The organism is Kribbella ginsengisoli (assembly GCF_039537185.1).
In the GTDB taxonomy this organism is placed as follows: domain Bacteria; phylum Actinomycetota; class Actinomycetes; order Propionibacteriales; family Kribbellaceae; genus Kribbella; species Kribbella koreensis.
Map to the genome: position 1 here is coordinate 683,604 of NZ_BAABAA010000001.1, position 14,955 is coordinate 698,558.

Consider the following 14,955-nt stretch of genomic DNA (forward strand, 5'->3'; position numbering starts at 1 on the left):
CTCCGGTCCGACAAAGAAAATTGCTATTCCAGCAACTGCTCGCGGGCGGCCGCGATGATCCCGAACAGCTCGTCGCGATCGCCGGGCTCCTCGGCCAGTTCGGCATTGAGCACTCGCTGCACCAAGGTGTTGACCCGCGCCGTCCCGATCCGCAGCGGGACGGCGAACATCAGCTCGTCGATCGTCGTCCCGGGCAACGGCGGCTCCGGCGGATACTCGGCGTACCAGTCGAGCAGTGCTCGCAGGTCGTCGAGCGATCGCACCATCTCGGTCGTCGCCAGGTACTGCGCGTGCTCGGTGGGGATCCCGGCCATCGGCGCGCCGATCGCGTCGAACCAGACCCAGCCCAGCCCCGACAACTCCTCGGTCACCAGCCACTCTTCGACGGCAGGCGCCGCTTCGAGCCCGATCCGCAGCAGATAGCCGAAGACCGTGTTGAGCACCGCGCCATGCACCTGACTGCCCAGCCGCACCAACTGATACGCGAACTCCAGCGGATCAGCCTGCTCGAACCAGCGCTGCACACTCCACGCCTGCTCGACCAGGCACAGCTTCGACGCCGCGGTCATGAACGCGATCAGATCCTCCGACCGCAGATTCGCCCACCACTGCCCCGGGTCGAGCAGCCAGTACTCCGGATCCGCCCACCTCCCCCGCGTGAACAACCCCCGTACGCCGATCGCCGTCAGCCCCAGTCGCCCTTCGACGACCGTGACCGCCCCCAGCCGCTCGAGCTGCTCAGTCCCCTCCGCAGCAGCCGCCGTGCCATCGCGAAAGGCGGTCAACAGCACCTCGATCAACGAGGGCGACTCAGTGAGCACCACCCGATACGTCTCCAGCCAAGCGACCAGCGGCCGCGCCGGAGTGAGCTCCGGGTCGTCCGGAGACCACGCGTGCATCGATGGCCCGTACTGCGGGCTGACCGGGCTCGGGCAGATCCACCCGGCCAGCACCGCGATCCGCCACAACCTGTGCTCGGGCTGCTCCTTCTTGGTCCGGTAGACCTCAAGCGCGAACTCATGCAGATCGCCGAGCAGTTCCGATCCCGCAGCGGCGGCCGCCAGGCGGCTGGGCATCAAAGCAACCGGCGTCGGCGAACCAGGCAGCGGCTCCGCTGGCAGTTCAGCCCGGCGCTCCACCGGCAGCTCGGCCCGGCCCTCGACCGTCCCGCCCAACGCGTTCTGCCGGCGGCGGTACCGGCACCAGTCCACCGGATCGGTCCGGCCGAGGCCCGGATCGTTGAGTGCGGCCTCGGCCTCGCCCTCGAGCAGATCTGCCAGCTGAAGCCGCCCGGTCTGGCGGAGGATGGTGACGAACTGCGGGAACGCGGCCCGCAGTTCGTCGATCCAGCCGGGCCGGACGCTGCCGGAGTACGGAAGCAGGTCGTACAGGACGGTCGTCAGCTGGCCGGGCTGCCAGTTGTCGAGGTCCGCCCCCAGCTCGTCCTTGGCCAGGCCGAGCAGCAACTCGATGAACTCCTCATCCACCCCAGCAACGTACAGGCCAACTCACCCAGGCTGGATGTTGTGGTTGCCGGCGAACAGGTTGCCGGCGTCGTACTGCGCCTTGACCGCCGCGAGCCGCTCACGGGTGGTGGCGGGATAGACCGTCCCGACGGCCTCGTCGGTCGCCGAGCTGAGGAAGTTGGCGTAGGCGCCGCTGACGTGCGGTGCGAGCCTCACCCAGATCGCGACCAGCCCTGCACTGGCCGCCTCGATGGCCGGCTTCGGGCCGATCACGGTGGTCGCGAACATCAACTCCGCTTCGCGATGCGCGAAGGCGGTGGCGTCGTCGGCAACCCGTGCCACCGCGCCGCCGACGCTGCGAACGGACATGATCGGCGATCGTCCCATCGCTGCGGCCTCGGCGAGGATCGACAGCACCTCGGGCACCGACTCTGTGTTCACGAAGCCGCTGCGAGTCACGATCTGGATGCCCGGCGGCGGAGTCATGCCATCCACCAGGACGTCCGGGTACGGCTTCAGCGTCACCTCGTCGCTGAGCACCGTGCCGAGCCGGCGGATCGGGTCGATCGCCTGCGCGGCCAGCTCCGGATCGTTACCGTCGTACGCGACGCTGATCTCGACCGGCGCGTTCGGCCCGCCGAGGAACGGGTTGGCGAAGTCCACGATGCTGGTCAGCTCCTCGGGCGCCGTCCGCAGGTAGTCCGCCCAGCCCTGCAGCACGGTCGTCAACTCCGTTGCAGGGAAGGAGATCTTGCCGAAGAACACGTCCGTGGTCGGATGCGCCGTGAACTCGAAGGAGGTGACGATCCCGAAGTTGCCGCCGCCACCACGGACCGCCCAGAACAGTTCCTGATTCTCCTCATCACTCGCCCGCACAACCTCGCCGTCGGCAGTCACCAGCTCCACGGCGACCAGGCTGTCCAAGGCCAGTCCGTACTTCCGAACCTTCCAGCCGATGCCGCCACTCAAGGTCAGCCCGCCGACGCCCACGCTCTTCGTGTCGCCCGACGAGATGGCCAGGTCGTGCGGGGCGAGCGCGGCCGCGACCTGACCCCAGACGGCGCCACCGCCGATTCGTACCAGGTGCCGTTCCTTGTCGACGACCTCGACGCTCGCGAGCCGGCTCAGCTCGATCACCACCCCACCGTCGTTGGTGCCGAATCCCGCGAACGCATGTCCGCCACCACGCACCGACAACTTCAGCCCGGTGTCGACAGCGAACCGGACCCCGGCCTGCACATCCTGAACACTCACCGGCCGAAGCACGTACGCCGGACTCCCCGGCACCAGCACCGACCCACTGACCGCCTCGTACTCCGCCCCGCCCGGCTCGACGATGTCCCCACCAAAGTCCTGACGGAGTGCTTCCAGCGCTGAACTCATGACGTCCTTCCTCACACCTAGAGACCCATTCACACCCCACTGACGACGCAGGCCGGCGAGATGTGACGAAGGGCTAGGAGGTGGCGAGCCAGGTCCTGAGTGCCCACCAGTCGCGAGCTACCTGCAACGGGCCAGGGTCTGATCCGTCCGGGGACCAGCCGGTGAGAGCGGTGAGACGGCTGAGGCGGTAGCGAACCGTGTTGGGATGCAGGTGCAGGGCGGCGGCGGTCTGGTCGAGGCGTCTGCCCGTATCGAGGTAGGTGAGGGCCGTGCTGACCAGTTGGCGGTGATAGCGGTCGGCTCGGTCGAGCACGCCCATCAGCTCCTGCGCGAGGATGGTGGCCAGGACAGGTTGGGTGGCCAGCGCAGTCTCCACGGCTAGGTCGGTCAGGTTGTGCAGGCCCCGGCGATCGCCTGCTGCGGCAAGAGCCGCCCGAGCGGTCGAGTAGACCTTCGGGATCTCTCTCAACGGTGTCGGGGGCGCGACGACGACCAGTTCTCGGGCAGTGACCTGGTCGGGCGATGGACTGCGCGTCACGAGTCCGGCCAGCTTTCCCTCGACGAGCCCGAAGAGTCCGTCCGGGCAGGCGAGGCGCCGCTCAACTGCTTGCGCGTGGCCCGGATCGGCGACGTTGGTCACGACGCAGCAGTAGGTCCGATCGAGTGACAAGCCGGCACGGCCGAGTTCCTCCAGCGGTAGGTCTTCGAGGAAGAGCCGGCGCAACAGGCGGATGCGGGTGTCGCGTGGTGTGCGGGCCAGGCGCAGCTCGGCGGCGTGGTAGCCGCTCACCACGTGGCGTTCGAGCTCACCGGCGTACCGCTCGAAGTCGAGCATCACGTCGACCAGCAGGCCGGCCGGAACTCCTGACGCCCGGCTCCGCTCCATGGTGAGTGCGATGGCCCGGCTCCGTCCCGCGTGCACGCCGCGGAGCAGCTCGGTCAGGCCGATTCCCTGGGCCGCGCGGTCGGCACCCAGTTGGACAGCAGCGGCGAAATCCTCCGACCGTAGGCTCGCCCGGTCGGCGAACGCGGTCAGCCCCGCGGTGACCATCAGCGCGATGTGCCGGCGGTTCTCGGCGATCGGCAGCCCAGCCACCGCCGGCGAATCACTTCTGGCCGCCTCGACAACCGCCTCGATCACCTCGGCGTCGCTCGCCATCGCGCGGACGATCTCCGTGAACAGGGCGCGCCCCTGCTGATCGATGGCCATCGCGACCCCTCACTGTCGATCGGCCCTGTTTGTCGACGAGCCACAATCACGCCCGTCCTCGTTGGCGGCTGCGGCCTAGCAACCCAACGCTACTCGTTGGTTACCTGGTGCCATGCCGAAGCCTCGCCGTACCGCCCTGTGGCTCACCGTCGCCGCCCTCGCCACCACCATGCTTCCGTCCGCCGCCGCCTCCACAGCCGCAGCGACCAAGCCCGTCTTGTTCGTCGGCAACAACTGGGAAGGCACCGCCGATGTGGTCGCGCCGACCGCCGACCTGACCAAGCTCGGCCGGATCAATCTCATCCCGGACAAGGATCAACGCTTGGCCGAGATCTACGCGGACCCGATCCGGCTCGGCTACTTCCTCGGCATTCGCGCCTCGGTCGGCGAGGGCCACGACCAGTACGTCGACGACCTGTACACGACTCCGGACGGCAACTGGGTGGTGGTGTCGCGCCCCAGCTTCGCCGACGTGGTGTCGGTCAACCTCACCACCGGCCAGGTCGGCTGGCGGTTCCCCGTGTCCGGCTATCGCGCCGACCACATGGCCGTCTCCCCCGACGGCGAACGCGTCGCCGTCTCCGCGTCGACCTCCAACACCGTGCACGTGCTCGACATCCGCACCGGACAGCAACTCGGTTCGTACCAGACCGGCGACAAGCCGCACGAGAACACCTTCACCAACGGCGGCCGGTACCTGTGGACCAGCTCCATCGGTGAGGTCAACACCGCCCTCGACGAGCCCTGGCTGGACTGGACCAAGGGCGACCGCAAGATCACCATCGTCGACACCACCACCTTCCAGAAGGTGAAGGAGATCGACATGCGGCCCCGGCTGGACGCGTTCGGCCGCAAGGACCTGTCCGACTCCGTCCGGCCGGTCGCGTTCACCCCGGACGAGTCGAAGCTCTACTTCCAGGTCTCCTTCTTCAACGGGCTGGTCGAGTACGACGTGGCCACCGACAAGATCACCCGGATCAAGACGCTGCCGAAGAACCCCGCCACCACCGAGGACCGGACCAAGTGGGTGAACGACTCCCGCCACCACGGACTGTCGATGAGCCCGGACGGCCAGAAGCTCTGCGTGGCAGGGACGATGGACGACTACGCCACCGTCGTCGACCGCTCGACGCTGCAGGAGGGCCCATTGGTCACGGTGTCCAAGCCGTACTGGGCGACGGTGACCGGTGATGGAACCGCCTGTGTCGTATCCGAGAGTGGCTCGGACCGAGTCACCTCGATCAGCTTCGCCACCGGCCAGAAGATCGCCTCGATCGTGGTCGGCGATCATCCCCAGCGGGTCCGGATCGGCAAGGTCCCGACCACCTGGACCGGACCGACCGGCTGACTCAGGACACTAACGTTGCAGGATCGTGCGTTCGAGGACGGTCCAGGTGGTTGTCGTCAGCAGGTAGATGCCGGCCGCGAGCGGCACGAACGCGACAGTGAGGATCGTGCCGTACGGCAGGAGCTGCGCCAGCCGACGAGACAGTGGCGTTGCTGTCTCGTCGAGCTGGCGCAGTGCCAGGCGGGCGGAGAACCAGGCGACGATCGCCAGCAAGACGGCCAGCACGAGGAAGGCCGGCGTACCGGTGACGACCGGCCAGTGCAGGCCGAGCTGGGCGCCGAAGAGGTTGCCGCTGATGAGTTGGTTGGACTCGCCGCCGACGACAGCGCGGGAGAACAGCGTGTACATCAGCCAGAAGAACGGCAACTGCGCCAGCGTCGGGAGGAAGCCCGCGAAGACGGTGGTACCGGAATCCGCCTGGAGTTTTGCGATTTCGCGCTGAAGGCGTTCGGGGTTGCCGCGGTGTTTGTCGGTCAGCTTCTTGAGTTCAGGCATCAGGACGGCGCGGGCGCGCATGCCTCGATGCGCGCGCAGGCTGAGTGGGATCAGCAACGACCGTACGGCGAGCGTGCAGACGACGATCGCGAGCACGGCCGCGTAGCCGCCCACGAGGGGCTGGATGGCGTCGACGAGGGACGTGAGCAAGTGATAGGCACCGGCGACCGGTGCCTCCAGGAAGGAAGGCACAGCAGGACTCCACGAGTGAGAAAGGGATGGGTAGCGAGAAGAACTCGGCTACCTTCCCGGTGCTCGTGGGCGTGCCCTCCCGGCGGCGTCAGGGTCGCGGAGCAGGAGGTACGCGGTACGGCGTGAGTTGGCGCGGGTGGCGCTGGCACGCGCGGGCAACGGCGACGAGAGCGGGCGTTGCGACGCAGTACCGGACAGCTGGACGACAGCAAGCAAAACGGCCGCCGCCGTGAACACGGCGACGGCCAGTAAGCCGGAGTCCTGACCGAGGACGGGCATGACCAGCATCCAGATGCCGGCCAGTGCCCTCTCGATCATTTGTCCATGATGCCAGGCGATCAGTCCAGGTAGTCGCGGAGCACCTGGGAGCGCGACGGGTGCCGCAGCTTCGACATCGTCTTCGACTCGATCTGCCGGATCCGCTCGCGGGTGACGCCGTAGACCTTGCCGATCTCGTCCAGCGTCTTCGGCTGGCCATCGGTCAGGCCGAAGCGCATCGAGACGACGCCGGCCTCACGCTCGGACAGCGTGTCCAGGACCGCGTGCAGCTGCTCCTGGAGCAGGGTGAACGAGACGGCCTCGGCCGGCACGATCGCCTCGGAGTCCTCGATCAGGTCGCCGAACTCCGAGTCGCCGTCCTCACCCAGCGGGGTGTGCAGCGAGATCGGCTCACGACCGTACTTCTGCACCTCGATGACCTTCTCCGGGGTCATGTCGAGCTCCTTGGCGAGCTCTTCCGGAGTGGGCTCGCGGCCCAGGTCCTGCAGCATCTGGCGCTGGACGCGGGCCAGCTTGTTGATGACCTCGACCATGTGCACCGGAATACGGATCGTCCGGGCCTGGTCGGCCATCGCGCGGGTGATCGCCTGCCGGATCCACCAGGTCGCGTAGGTGGAGAACTTGTAGCCCTTGGTGTAGTCGAACTTCTCGACCGCGCGGATCAGACCGAGGTTGCCCTCCTGGATCAGGTCCAGGAACAGCATGCCGCGGCCGGTGTAGCGCTTGGCCAGCGAGACGACGAGTCGCAGGTTGGCCTCGAGGAGGTGGTTCTTGGCCCGCCGGCCGTCCTCCGAGATCCACTCGTACTCGTCCTTGACCTTCTCCTTGAGCTTGGTCTCGGCGTCGCCGATCTGCTCCTCGGCGAACAGGCCGGCCTCGATCCGCTTGGCGAGCTCGACCTCCTGCTCGGCGTTCAGCAGCGGGACCTTGCCGATCTGCTTCAGGTAGTCCTTGACCGGGTCGGCCGTGGCGCCGGCGACCATCACCTGCTGCTCGGGCTCGTCGGTCTCGTCGGCCTCGGAGACGATGAAGCCCTGGTCCTCGGTGAGCTCCTTCTCCAGCGGCTTGACGGCGTCGGCGGAGAAGTCGGACTCGTCGACCTCGTCCAGCGCGCGCGGCTTACCGGTCTTCGGGTCGATCGCGAGACCCGCCTCGGACACGGCCTTCTTCGCCGGCGCCTTCTTCGCGGCGGCCTTCTTCGCGGGAATACCGTCCTCCTTGGGGGACACAGCAGCCTTCTTGGCGGGAGCGGCAGTCTTCTTCACACTGGCCGTGGTCCGTTGAGTCGTACTGCGGGCGGTGGCGGCCACCGCCCGAGTGGACTCGTCGGGGAGATTCTCGGACGAGCTGGACGACACGAATTACCTCTCGTCTGACGATTCAGTCTGCAGGGTTCTGATACAGCAAAAACGGTGGTGCGGGCACTGCGAGTCGGTGGCCCCGCGCTCATCGGGCGGCAGCAACACTTCATTGTAATCCGGCCACCAAGTCCGGACCTCCCACGACCCCCTCAACGGCGCGCCCAACCGGTACCAGTCCACTCTCCGTACTGGTACCGGTAGTACACAAAGTCCAGTGTTCAACTGTTCCTGGTCTGCCGCAGCGGCCTCGCGACGACCCGCTTCTCCACCTGCTGCTCCTGCTTGAACTGCCGCACCTTGACCAGCGAGGCCACGTCGATCACGTCCGCGACCGACTTGTACGCACCGTCCTCGCCGTACGGTTCGGACGCCTCGCGCCAGCCGCGCGGCCGGACCTTCAACTGCTTGCCGAGCAAAGCGACGAAGATCTTCGCCTTCTGCGCGCCGAAGCCCGGAAGAGCCGACAGCCTGGCCAGCAGGTCGTCGCCACTCTTCACATCGGCCCAGACCGCCGAGGCGTTACCGCCGTACTCCTCGTCCAGATGCTTGGCCAGCGTCTGGATCCGGGCCGCCATCGCGGTCGGGAACCGGTGCACGGCCGGCGGACCCGCCACCACCTCGACGAAACCGTCCGGGTCGTAGGCGGCCACCGTGGACGGATCGAACGGGCCGTCCATTCGTTGCGCGATCGCAACCGGACCGGCGAAGGCCCGCTCCATCGGGATCTGCTGGTCGAGCAACATGCCGACCAGCAGCGCGAACGCGTCTCTGCTCAGCATCTCGTCGGCGTCGGGCTGCTGTGCGAGGCACAGCTTCTTGCTGCGTGTCGAAGTCACCTCAGTCCTCCCCTTCCTCGGCCTTGACGGCCAGCACCGGACACGGAGCATCGAGCAGCACGCGCTGGGCATTGCTGCCGAGGATGAGCTTGCCGACCGGTGACCGGCGCCGCAGGCCGATCACGATGAACTCCGCGTGCACCTGCTCGGCGACGGCCACCAGGTCCTCCGCCGGATCCAGTCCACGCACCAGCTGCCGCACCTCGTAGGGCACGCCGGTCGGGTCGAGTTGCTCTCGTACCTCCGTCAACGCGGCGTCACTCGCCGCGGCCTCGTCGCTGTCGAAGCTGCGGCCACCCCGGTGCGAGTTCACCACCACCAGCTTGGCGTCGCGCAGCTTCGCCTCCTCTGCCGCCCGCCGGAGCGCCGCGCGCCCTTCGGCCTTCGGCACATAACCCACGACGATGGTCGTCATCGACTTGCCTCACCTCCGGGTGTCCATCACCTGAAACGGTCGACCCGTTCCGAACGATACTGCCCTGAACCCGCTCCGGCATCTGTGGAAATGCACGATCTGTGTCGCGACCGTGACGCATTCGCAGTTGCGCCCGCAATACGGCCGTGGCCGGATCGATGCTCAGCTGCCGGACACCGTCCCCCAACGGTTCACGTCTCCATACCCGCCCTGTCCCGGTCTAACCTTCGTGGCGCACACCTTTGCAGGGTTGCGACCCGGCGCGCCAGCCCCCTTTTTCTCCGCCGGGCAGCGGCCGGTACGCCGTTGCCTTGGGCAAGGGCGTCCTTGGTTCCGCCGGGCTGACCCCGGTTCCGCCTGTGTCCTTCGTTGTCTTGCGCTGACTTACGCGGTTAACCCGCTCAGTCGATCGGCCATTCGTGAACCGGCAGGTTCTCGTGCATGTGGTCGCGGTACCGCCGCAACATGCCCCGCAAAGCGTCCTTGCGACCATGAGAGCCCTTTGTATACAGACGGTGGAACTCGTCCGCCTGCCAGGAGGCTCCGTTGCGATTGGTCAGGCACCGCTGCTCGATGATGCCCAGCAGCCGGTCCCGGACGGCGGAGTCGACACCCCACGAGTCCAGCCCGCGCGATGCCAACGGCAACAGCCGCCGCAGGACCAGCTCGGTCGCCCGCGCCGTACCGACTCCTGGCCAGAACACCTCGGCGTCGATGCCCTGCCGGGCCGCCTCGTGGAAGTTCTCCTCCGCGGCGCTGAACGACATCTGCGACCAGATCGGCCGCTCGTCGTCGGCCAGGGCCCGGACCAGGCCGAAGTAGAAGGCCCCGTTGGCCATCGTGTCCACGACCGTCGGGCCGGCCGGCAGCACCCGGTTCTCCACCCGCAGGTGCGGCTTCTCCCGGACGACGTCGTACACCGGGCGGTTCCAGCGGTAGATCGTCCCGTTGTGCAGCCGAAGCTCCGAAAGAGCTGGCGTGTCGCCGCGATCCAGCACGGCGATCGGATCCTCGTCGGAGGTGACCGGCAGCAGGGCCGGGTAGTAGCGCGAGTTCTCCTCGAACAGGTCGAAGATCGAGGTGATCCAGCGTTCGCCGAACCAGACCCGCGGCCGGACGCCCTGGGTCTTCAGCTCGTGCGTGCGGGTGTCGGCGGCCTGTTCGAACAAGGCGATCCGGGTCTCCCGGTTCAGCTCCTTGCCGAACAGGAAGGGTGAGTTGGCACCGATCGCGAGTTGCACGCCGGAGATCGCCTGGGCCGCGTTCCAGTACCGCGGGAACGCCTCGGGCGTGACCTGCAGATGGAACTGCGTCGACGTACAGGCCGCCTCGGGCACGATGCTGTCGGCGGTGACCTGCAGCCGCTCGATCCCGTCGATGGCGATCTGCACGTCCTCGCCGCGGGCCTGGAAGATCTGGTCGTTCAGCAGCGCGTACCGCGGGTTGGTGCTGAGCGCCTCACGGTGGATGTGCTCGGTCAGCAGGGTCGGCAGGATCCCGACCACGACCATCGACGAGCCGGTCCGCTGCGCCTTCTCCTCGGCCGCGTTCAGGCTGTCGCGGATGGACTCCTCCATCCGGATCAGGCCGGAGCCGTCGATCTTGCCCGGCGGCACGTTGATCTCGATGTTGAACTGGCCCAGCTCGGTCTGGAACGCGTCGTCCTCGATCGCGCTCAGCACCTCGGTGTTCTTGAACGCCGGGTCGCAGTTCTCGTCGACCAGGTTCAGCTCGATCTCGATCCCGGTCATCGGCCGCTCGGCCTCGAACCTCGACTCGCGCAGCATCCGCGCGAACGCGTCCAGGTTGCGATGGACCTGGTTGCGGAACGCGGTCCGATCCGCCCGGGTGAACTCGACCCGGTCGACTTCCTCGCCCATCAGCGCCTCCCCTGTCAGGTTCCCTTGCCTCAGTCTGCCCGAAGCGCGCTTGATCGGGGCCGCTTACGGCGTCGCTGTTCACCGGCTGGAACGCCGGTGCGGCTGCTCAGAGCGGTTCCCCGGCCGGCGAGAGCGGAAACACGATGAAGTGGTCGCGGACGATCCGGTGCGGCGTCTCCCCCGCCGCCGCCATCACCTCGGCCAGCTCGGTCAGCACCGCGGGATCCAGCTCGAGCACGTGCTCGCCGGGGTGGACGTCCGACCCGAGACCGAAGTCGACGCCGGGCTCCCGCGTCATCTCGATGTGGGTGCCGAGCACCAGGTCGACCGGATTGCCCGCGGCAACGAACCCGTGCAGCCGGGCGACGCTGGCCCGGAACGCGGGCCAGTCGAAGACGTACAGCCGGCCCGCGTACAAGGAGTCACCGGTGAGCAGCAGCCGGGTCGAGCGGTCGTAGTACGCGACGTGCGAGGGGTGGTGGCCGGGGATCGCGATGATGTCCAGCACCCGATCGCCGAGGTCGAACTCCACGATCTGCTCCGGCCAGGCGGTGATCCCGAAGTACTCCGCGACCGCTTCGGCCGACTTGCCGACGACGGTGTCGAACTGGTCGTCGCCGCCGACGTGATCGCCGTGTCCGTGCGTGTGGGCGACGACCAGCTCCAGGTCCCGTCCGGCCAGCAGCCCGTCGACGATCCCGCGCAGGTCGATGTGGCCGGTGCCGGTGTCGAGCAGCAGGGCCCGCTCGGAGCCGAGCAGCAGGTAGATGAACGGGCCCTCGAAGTTGGTGTGCAGGGCTTGCCGGATGATCGCCGTCCGGTCGTCGTACCAGTGGATCTGGTGATCGGGCGTGGTCGTCGTGGTGCCGTCGTCCCAGGCGGGGAAGGTGGTCATGGACCGATCGTGCCAGGGCGGTGGGCCGAATTGTCGGTGCCGCCGGGGAGACTGGGCTCCGTGCGTACCGATCCGTCCGTCCTGCACGTCGACCTGGATGCGTTCTTCGCAGCGGTCGAGCAGCGGGACAAGCCCTCCCTGCGCGGCAAAGCCGTCGTCGTGGGTGGCATCGGCCTGCGCGGAGTCGTCTCGACGGCGTCGTACGAGGCCCGCAAGTACGGCGTACGGTCGGCGATGTCGACCGCGGAGGCGCGCTCGCGCTGCCCGCACGCGGCGTACCTGGGACCGCGCTTCGAGGTCTACCGGGAAGTGAGCAAGGCGGTGATGGCCCAGATGCGCGCGTTGTCACCGCTGGTCGAGCCGCTGTCGCTGGACGAGGCGTTCGTCGATCTGGCGGCGGCCGGACTGAGCAACCTGACGGTCGACGACGTCGAGGCGATCGCGAACGATCTCAAGGCGGCGATCAAGGAGGCCAGCGGCGGCCTGACGGCGTCGGTCGGGGCCGGCACGTCCAAGCTGATCGCGAAGATCGCGAGTGATCTCGACAAGCCCGACGGAGTCGTCGTCGTGCCGGCCGGCACCGAGGCGGAGTTCCTCGCACCGATGCAGGTGACGGTGATCCCGGGTGTGGGACCGGCGACCGCGCAGCGGCTCAGCATGGCCGGGGTCCGGACGGTCGGCGATCTGCAGCAGCTCGACCAGGACGAGCTGATCCGGCAGGTCGGCTCGGCGCACGGATCGAGCCTGCACCGGTTGGCGACGGCGTCCGACGACCGGCCGGTGGTGAGCGATCGGGAGACCAAGTCGGTCAGCGTCGAGGACACCTTCGAGACCGACATCATCGACCGGGCGTTGCTGGCGGCGATCGGCGACCGGATGGCGCAACAGGTCTCCCAGCGGCTGCAGAAGGCGCAGCTGTCCGGCCGGACCGTGACGGTGAAGACGCGGATGCACGACTTCACCACGCACACCCGCTCGTCGACGCTGGCCGGGCCGACCGACGATCCGCGGGTGATCGGCCGGATGGCCCGGCGGTTGCTCGAGGACAGCGACATCTCCGGCGGGATCCGGTTGCTCGGTGTCGGGGTGTCCTCGCTCGCGGACTGGATCCAGGACGACCTGTTCACGGAGAGCGAGCACGCGGCGGAGATACCGGTCGAGGTGATCGAGTTGCCCGACCGGCCGCGGGACCGGAGGTCGGCCGGGTACTACCCGGGGCAGGACGTCGTGCACACGGAGCACGGGGAGGGCTGGGTCTGGGGTTCCGGGCGGGGGCTCGTGACGGTCCGGTTCGAGACCGCGCTGACGCCGGCCGGGCCGGTCCGGACCTTCGCGGTGACCGATCCGGAGCTCACCAAACGTGCCCTTTCAGGCGGCGAGGACGACAAACCGGGCGAAACCGGCCAAGATGGGCCGAATGACTGACGTCCGCGGCGGGGTGTACCCGTTCTGCCGAGCCTGCACCGCGTCGTCGACAGCCTGGCGAGCGCCGGATGCGGCGACCCGGCTCAGTGGCATGGGCAGTCGCTTCTACGGCCATCGGGACGTCTGCCCGGACTGTGGTTCGTCGGTGCGGACGCTCTACTCGACCTTCCTGCTGATCCCGGTCGCGTTCCGTGGCCGGTTCCGGATCATCAGGACCGGCGGCCGCAGCTTCGTCGGCCGGCGGTTGCTCGACCGGCCGGCGGCCGTCCCGGCGTACTCCGAGGAGCCGCCGCCGTCGGAGTTCAAGGATCACCCCGAGCTGGTCGACGCGACCTACGAGCAGGCCGAGGCGCACTGGGCCGCTCGTGACTCGGCCGGGGCCTTGCCGTTGTACGAGACCTCGCTGGCGGCCTGCGAGAAGGTGCTGCGGGCCGATGATCCGGCGACGCTCCAGGTCCGGCTCCGGGTTGCGCAGGCACTGCTCGCGACCGGCGACTACGCCTCGGCGATCGGCTGGTTCGAGCTGATCACGCCGCAGCTGAACCGCGTCTTCGGCGCCGACCACAAGCTGACCCGGATCGCCGTCGAGGGCGAGACCGGCGCCCAGCTGATGGTCGGCGGGCCGAGAGCCGAGATGAAGCTGCTCAGCGAACTGGTCGAGCAGGACGAGCAGACGCTCGGCCGGCAGAACCCGAAGGTACTGCGGACCCGCGCGGCGCTCGGCCGGGCGACGATGTTCGCCGACCAGCTCGGCGCCGCGGTCCAGGTGCTGGAGATGACGCTTGCCGACAGCATCGAAGGCCTCGGCAACAGTCACCCCGACACCGAGACCTACCGGTCCTTCCTGCTGGAGGCGTGTGAGGCGGCCGACCTCCGCGGCAAGCGGAAGGATCGCGAGCTGTCAGCCGCCGCGCGGCATCGCAGGACGCTAGCTCCGAAGGCGGACTGACAGGCAGGTCACGCAGCCTTCGAGCTTCTCGAACTCGCTGATGTCGACGACGACCGGGGTGTAGCCGCGCTCGCGGAACAGTTCGGCGGTCTTGGGGGCGGAGGCTGCCATCAGGAGCCGGTCCTCCCCCAGCAGGACGACATGGGCGCCGCCTTCCTCGGGTACGGCGAGGAACTCCGGAAAGGCGGCTGGATTGTCGGTCAGCGGTTCGTAGCCGATCACCGTGCCGTCGGGCAGCGCAGTCACCGCCGACTTCAGGTGGAGGACCTTCTGGACCGGTACTGCGACCACCTCCGCACCGAGCGGCTCCAGGTGCTGACGCAGCTGGTCGATGCCGGCCTGGTTGGTGCGGCCGCCCAGCCCGACGTACACGGTGGATCCCACCTTGAGGATGTCGCCGCCATCGAAGGTGCCGGGGTCGGCGACGTGTGCGATCTCGTAACCCTGCGCGGCCACGGCACGCTCGGCCTCGGCTGCTTCCGGACGGCGCTCGTCGGCGCCGGCCCGGGCGATCACGGCGAGGTTGCCGTAGACAACCATCGTGTCCTCGACGAACACACCGTCCGGGCAGTCGTCGGCCGGCGGCACCTCGACGGTGCTCCAGCCGGCGGCCGTCAGCGCGTCGACGTACTGCTGCCACTGGCGTCGGGCGAGCTCGAAGTCGACGGGGACGCGCTCGAGGTGGGTGAGCAGGCCCTCGGCGAGGCGTGGGCTCGGGCGGCGGACGAGTGCACGAACGGTGACCATCCGAGCAGGCTAACCCGGCCGCGCATGAACGCGGCAGATGCGGGTACCGGGGTCCCACACCAGCTTGGACTTGG

General features: G+C 68.3%; 14 protein-coding genes. 3 read left to right on the forward strand and 11 right to left on the reverse strand.

Features of this window, described 5'->3' with window-relative positions; translation table 11 throughout:
* Positions 1–23: 23 nt before the first annotated feature.
* The 3 genes from ABD768_RS02950 to ABD768_RS02960 form a co-directional block, all read right to left on the reverse strand.
* Positions 24–1,487, reverse strand: a complete 1,464-nt coding sequence (locus ABD768_RS02950) for a hypothetical protein (RefSeq protein ID WP_344837010.1) — start codon at positions 1,485–1,487, stop codon at positions 24–26.
* A 21-nt stretch (positions 1,488–1,508) separates the two neighbouring features.
* Complete coding sequence (locus ABD768_RS02955; RefSeq protein WP_344837013.1) at positions 1,509–2,849, reverse strand: FAD-binding oxidoreductase; 1,341 nt, start codon at positions 2,847–2,849, stop codon at positions 1,509–1,511.
* A 73-nt stretch (positions 2,850–2,922) separates the two neighbouring features.
* Positions 2,923–4,059 (reverse strand): PucR family transcriptional regulator, encoded by a 1,137-nt coding sequence (locus ABD768_RS02960; protein WP_344837015.1) that lies wholly within the window; start codon positions 4,057–4,059, stop codon positions 2,923–2,925.
* A gap of 112 nt (positions 4,060–4,171) precedes the next feature.
* Here ABD768_RS02960 and ABD768_RS02965 point away from each other — a divergent pair, with 112 nt between their 5' ends.
* On the forward strand, positions 4,172–5,407 hold the full coding sequence (locus ABD768_RS02965) for a YncE family protein (RefSeq protein ID WP_344837018.1): 1,236 nt from the start codon (positions 4,172–4,174) through the stop codon (positions 5,405–5,407).
* A 9-nt stretch (positions 5,408–5,416) separates the two neighbouring features.
* Here the strand turns inward: ABD768_RS02965 and ABD768_RS02970 are convergent, their stop codons facing one another.
* The 7 genes from ABD768_RS02970 to ABD768_RS03000 form a co-directional block, all read right to left on the reverse strand.
* Positions 5,417–6,094 (reverse strand): YidC/Oxa1 family membrane protein insertase, encoded by a 678-nt coding sequence (locus ABD768_RS02970; RefSeq protein WP_344837020.1) that lies wholly within the window; start codon positions 6,092–6,094, stop codon positions 5,417–5,419.
* A gap of 48 nt (positions 6,095–6,142) precedes the next feature.
* On the reverse strand, positions 6,143–6,412 hold the full coding sequence (locus ABD768_RS02975; protein WP_343979030.1) for a DUF6412 domain-containing protein: 270 nt from the start codon (positions 6,410–6,412) through the stop codon (positions 6,143–6,145).
* 20 nt (positions 6,413–6,432) lie between these two features.
* On the reverse strand, positions 6,433–7,731 hold the full coding sequence (locus ABD768_RS02980) for an RNA polymerase sigma factor (protein ID WP_343979027.1): 1,299 nt from the start codon (positions 7,729–7,731) through the stop codon (positions 6,433–6,435).
* A gap of 221 nt (positions 7,732–7,952) precedes the next feature.
* Complete coding sequence (locus ABD768_RS02985) at positions 7,953–8,570, reverse strand: HhH-GPD-type base excision DNA repair protein (RefSeq protein WP_343979024.1); 618 nt, start codon at positions 8,568–8,570, stop codon at positions 7,953–7,955.
* A gap of 1 nt (position 8,571) precedes the next feature.
* Complete coding sequence (locus tag ABD768_RS02990; RefSeq protein WP_343979021.1) at positions 8,572–8,985, reverse strand: universal stress protein; 414 nt, start codon at positions 8,983–8,985, stop codon at positions 8,572–8,574.
* A gap of 401 nt (positions 8,986–9,386) precedes the next feature.
* Complete coding sequence (locus tag ABD768_RS02995) at positions 9,387–10,865, reverse strand: glutamate-cysteine ligase family protein (protein WP_343979018.1); 1,479 nt, start codon at positions 10,863–10,865, stop codon at positions 9,387–9,389.
* A gap of 106 nt (positions 10,866–10,971) precedes the next feature.
* Positions 10,972–11,760 carry an MBL fold metallo-hydrolase gene (locus ABD768_RS03000; RefSeq protein WP_344837024.1) on the reverse strand — a complete coding sequence of 263 codons (789 nt, stop codon included), beginning with the start codon at positions 11,758–11,760 and terminating at the stop codon, positions 10,972–10,974.
* A 60-nt stretch (positions 11,761–11,820) separates the two neighbouring features.
* Here ABD768_RS03000 and ABD768_RS03005 point away from each other — a divergent pair, with 60 nt between their 5' ends.
* The gene (locus ABD768_RS03005; RefSeq protein ID WP_344837026.1) at positions 11,821–13,185 is read left to right on the forward strand and encodes a DNA polymerase IV; all 1,365 of its coding nucleotides are present in this window, start codon (positions 11,821–11,823) and stop codon (positions 13,183–13,185) included.
* The gene (locus tag ABD768_RS03010) at positions 13,178–14,134 is read left to right on the forward strand and encodes a tetratricopeptide repeat protein (protein WP_343979009.1); all 957 of its coding nucleotides are present in this window, start codon (positions 13,178–13,180) and stop codon (positions 14,132–14,134) included. Before ABD768_RS03005 ends, ABD768_RS03010 begins: the two co-directional genes overlap by 8 nt.
* On the opposite strand, the gene ddaH is transcribed toward ABD768_RS03010, so the two are convergent.
* Entirely contained in the window at positions 14,114–14,881 is a 768-nt protein-coding gene (gene ddaH / locus ABD768_RS03015; protein WP_343979006.1) for a dimethylargininase, read from the reverse strand. The genes ABD768_RS03010 and ddaH overlap by 21 nt on opposite strands.
* Positions 14,882–14,955 lie beyond the last annotated feature (74 nt).

What these genes read in the sequence shown, in the direction of transcription:
- ABD768_RS02955 (WP_344837013.1), bottom strand. Translation starts at nt 2,849, where the DNA reads ATGAGTTCAGCGCTGGAAGCACTCCGTCAGGACTTTGGTGGGGACATC.
- ABD768_RS02960 (WP_344837015.1), bottom strand. Translation starts at nt 4,059, where the DNA reads ATGGCCATCGATCAGCAGGGGCGCGCCCTGTTCACGGAGATCGTCCGC.
- ABD768_RS02965 (WP_344837018.1), top strand. Translation starts at nt 4,172, where the DNA reads ATGCCGAAGCCTCGCCGTACCGCCCTGTGGCTCACCGTCGCCGCCCTC.
- ABD768_RS02975 (WP_343979030.1), bottom strand. Translation starts at nt 6,412, where the DNA reads ATGATCGAGAGGGCACTGGCCGGCATCTGGATGCTGGTCATGCCCGTC.
- ABD768_RS02990 (WP_343979021.1), bottom strand. Translation starts at nt 8,985, where the DNA reads ATGACGACCATCGTCGTGGGTTATGTGCCGAAGGCCGAAGGGCGCGCG.
- ABD768_RS02995 (WP_343979018.1), bottom strand. Translation starts at nt 10,865, where the DNA reads ATGGGCGAGGAAGTCGACCGGGTCGAGTTCACCCGGGCGGATCGGACC.
- ABD768_RS03000 (WP_344837024.1), bottom strand. Translation starts at nt 11,760, where the DNA reads ATGACCACCTTCCCCGCCTGGGACGACGGCACCACGACGACCACGCCC.
- ABD768_RS03010 (WP_343979009.1), top strand. Translation starts at nt 13,178, where the DNA reads ATGACTGACGTCCGCGGCGGGGTGTACCCGTTCTGCCGAGCCTGCACC.
- ddaH (WP_343979006.1), bottom strand. Translation starts at nt 14,881, where the DNA reads ATGGTCACCGTTCGTGCACTCGTCCGCCGCCCGAGCCCACGCCTCGCC.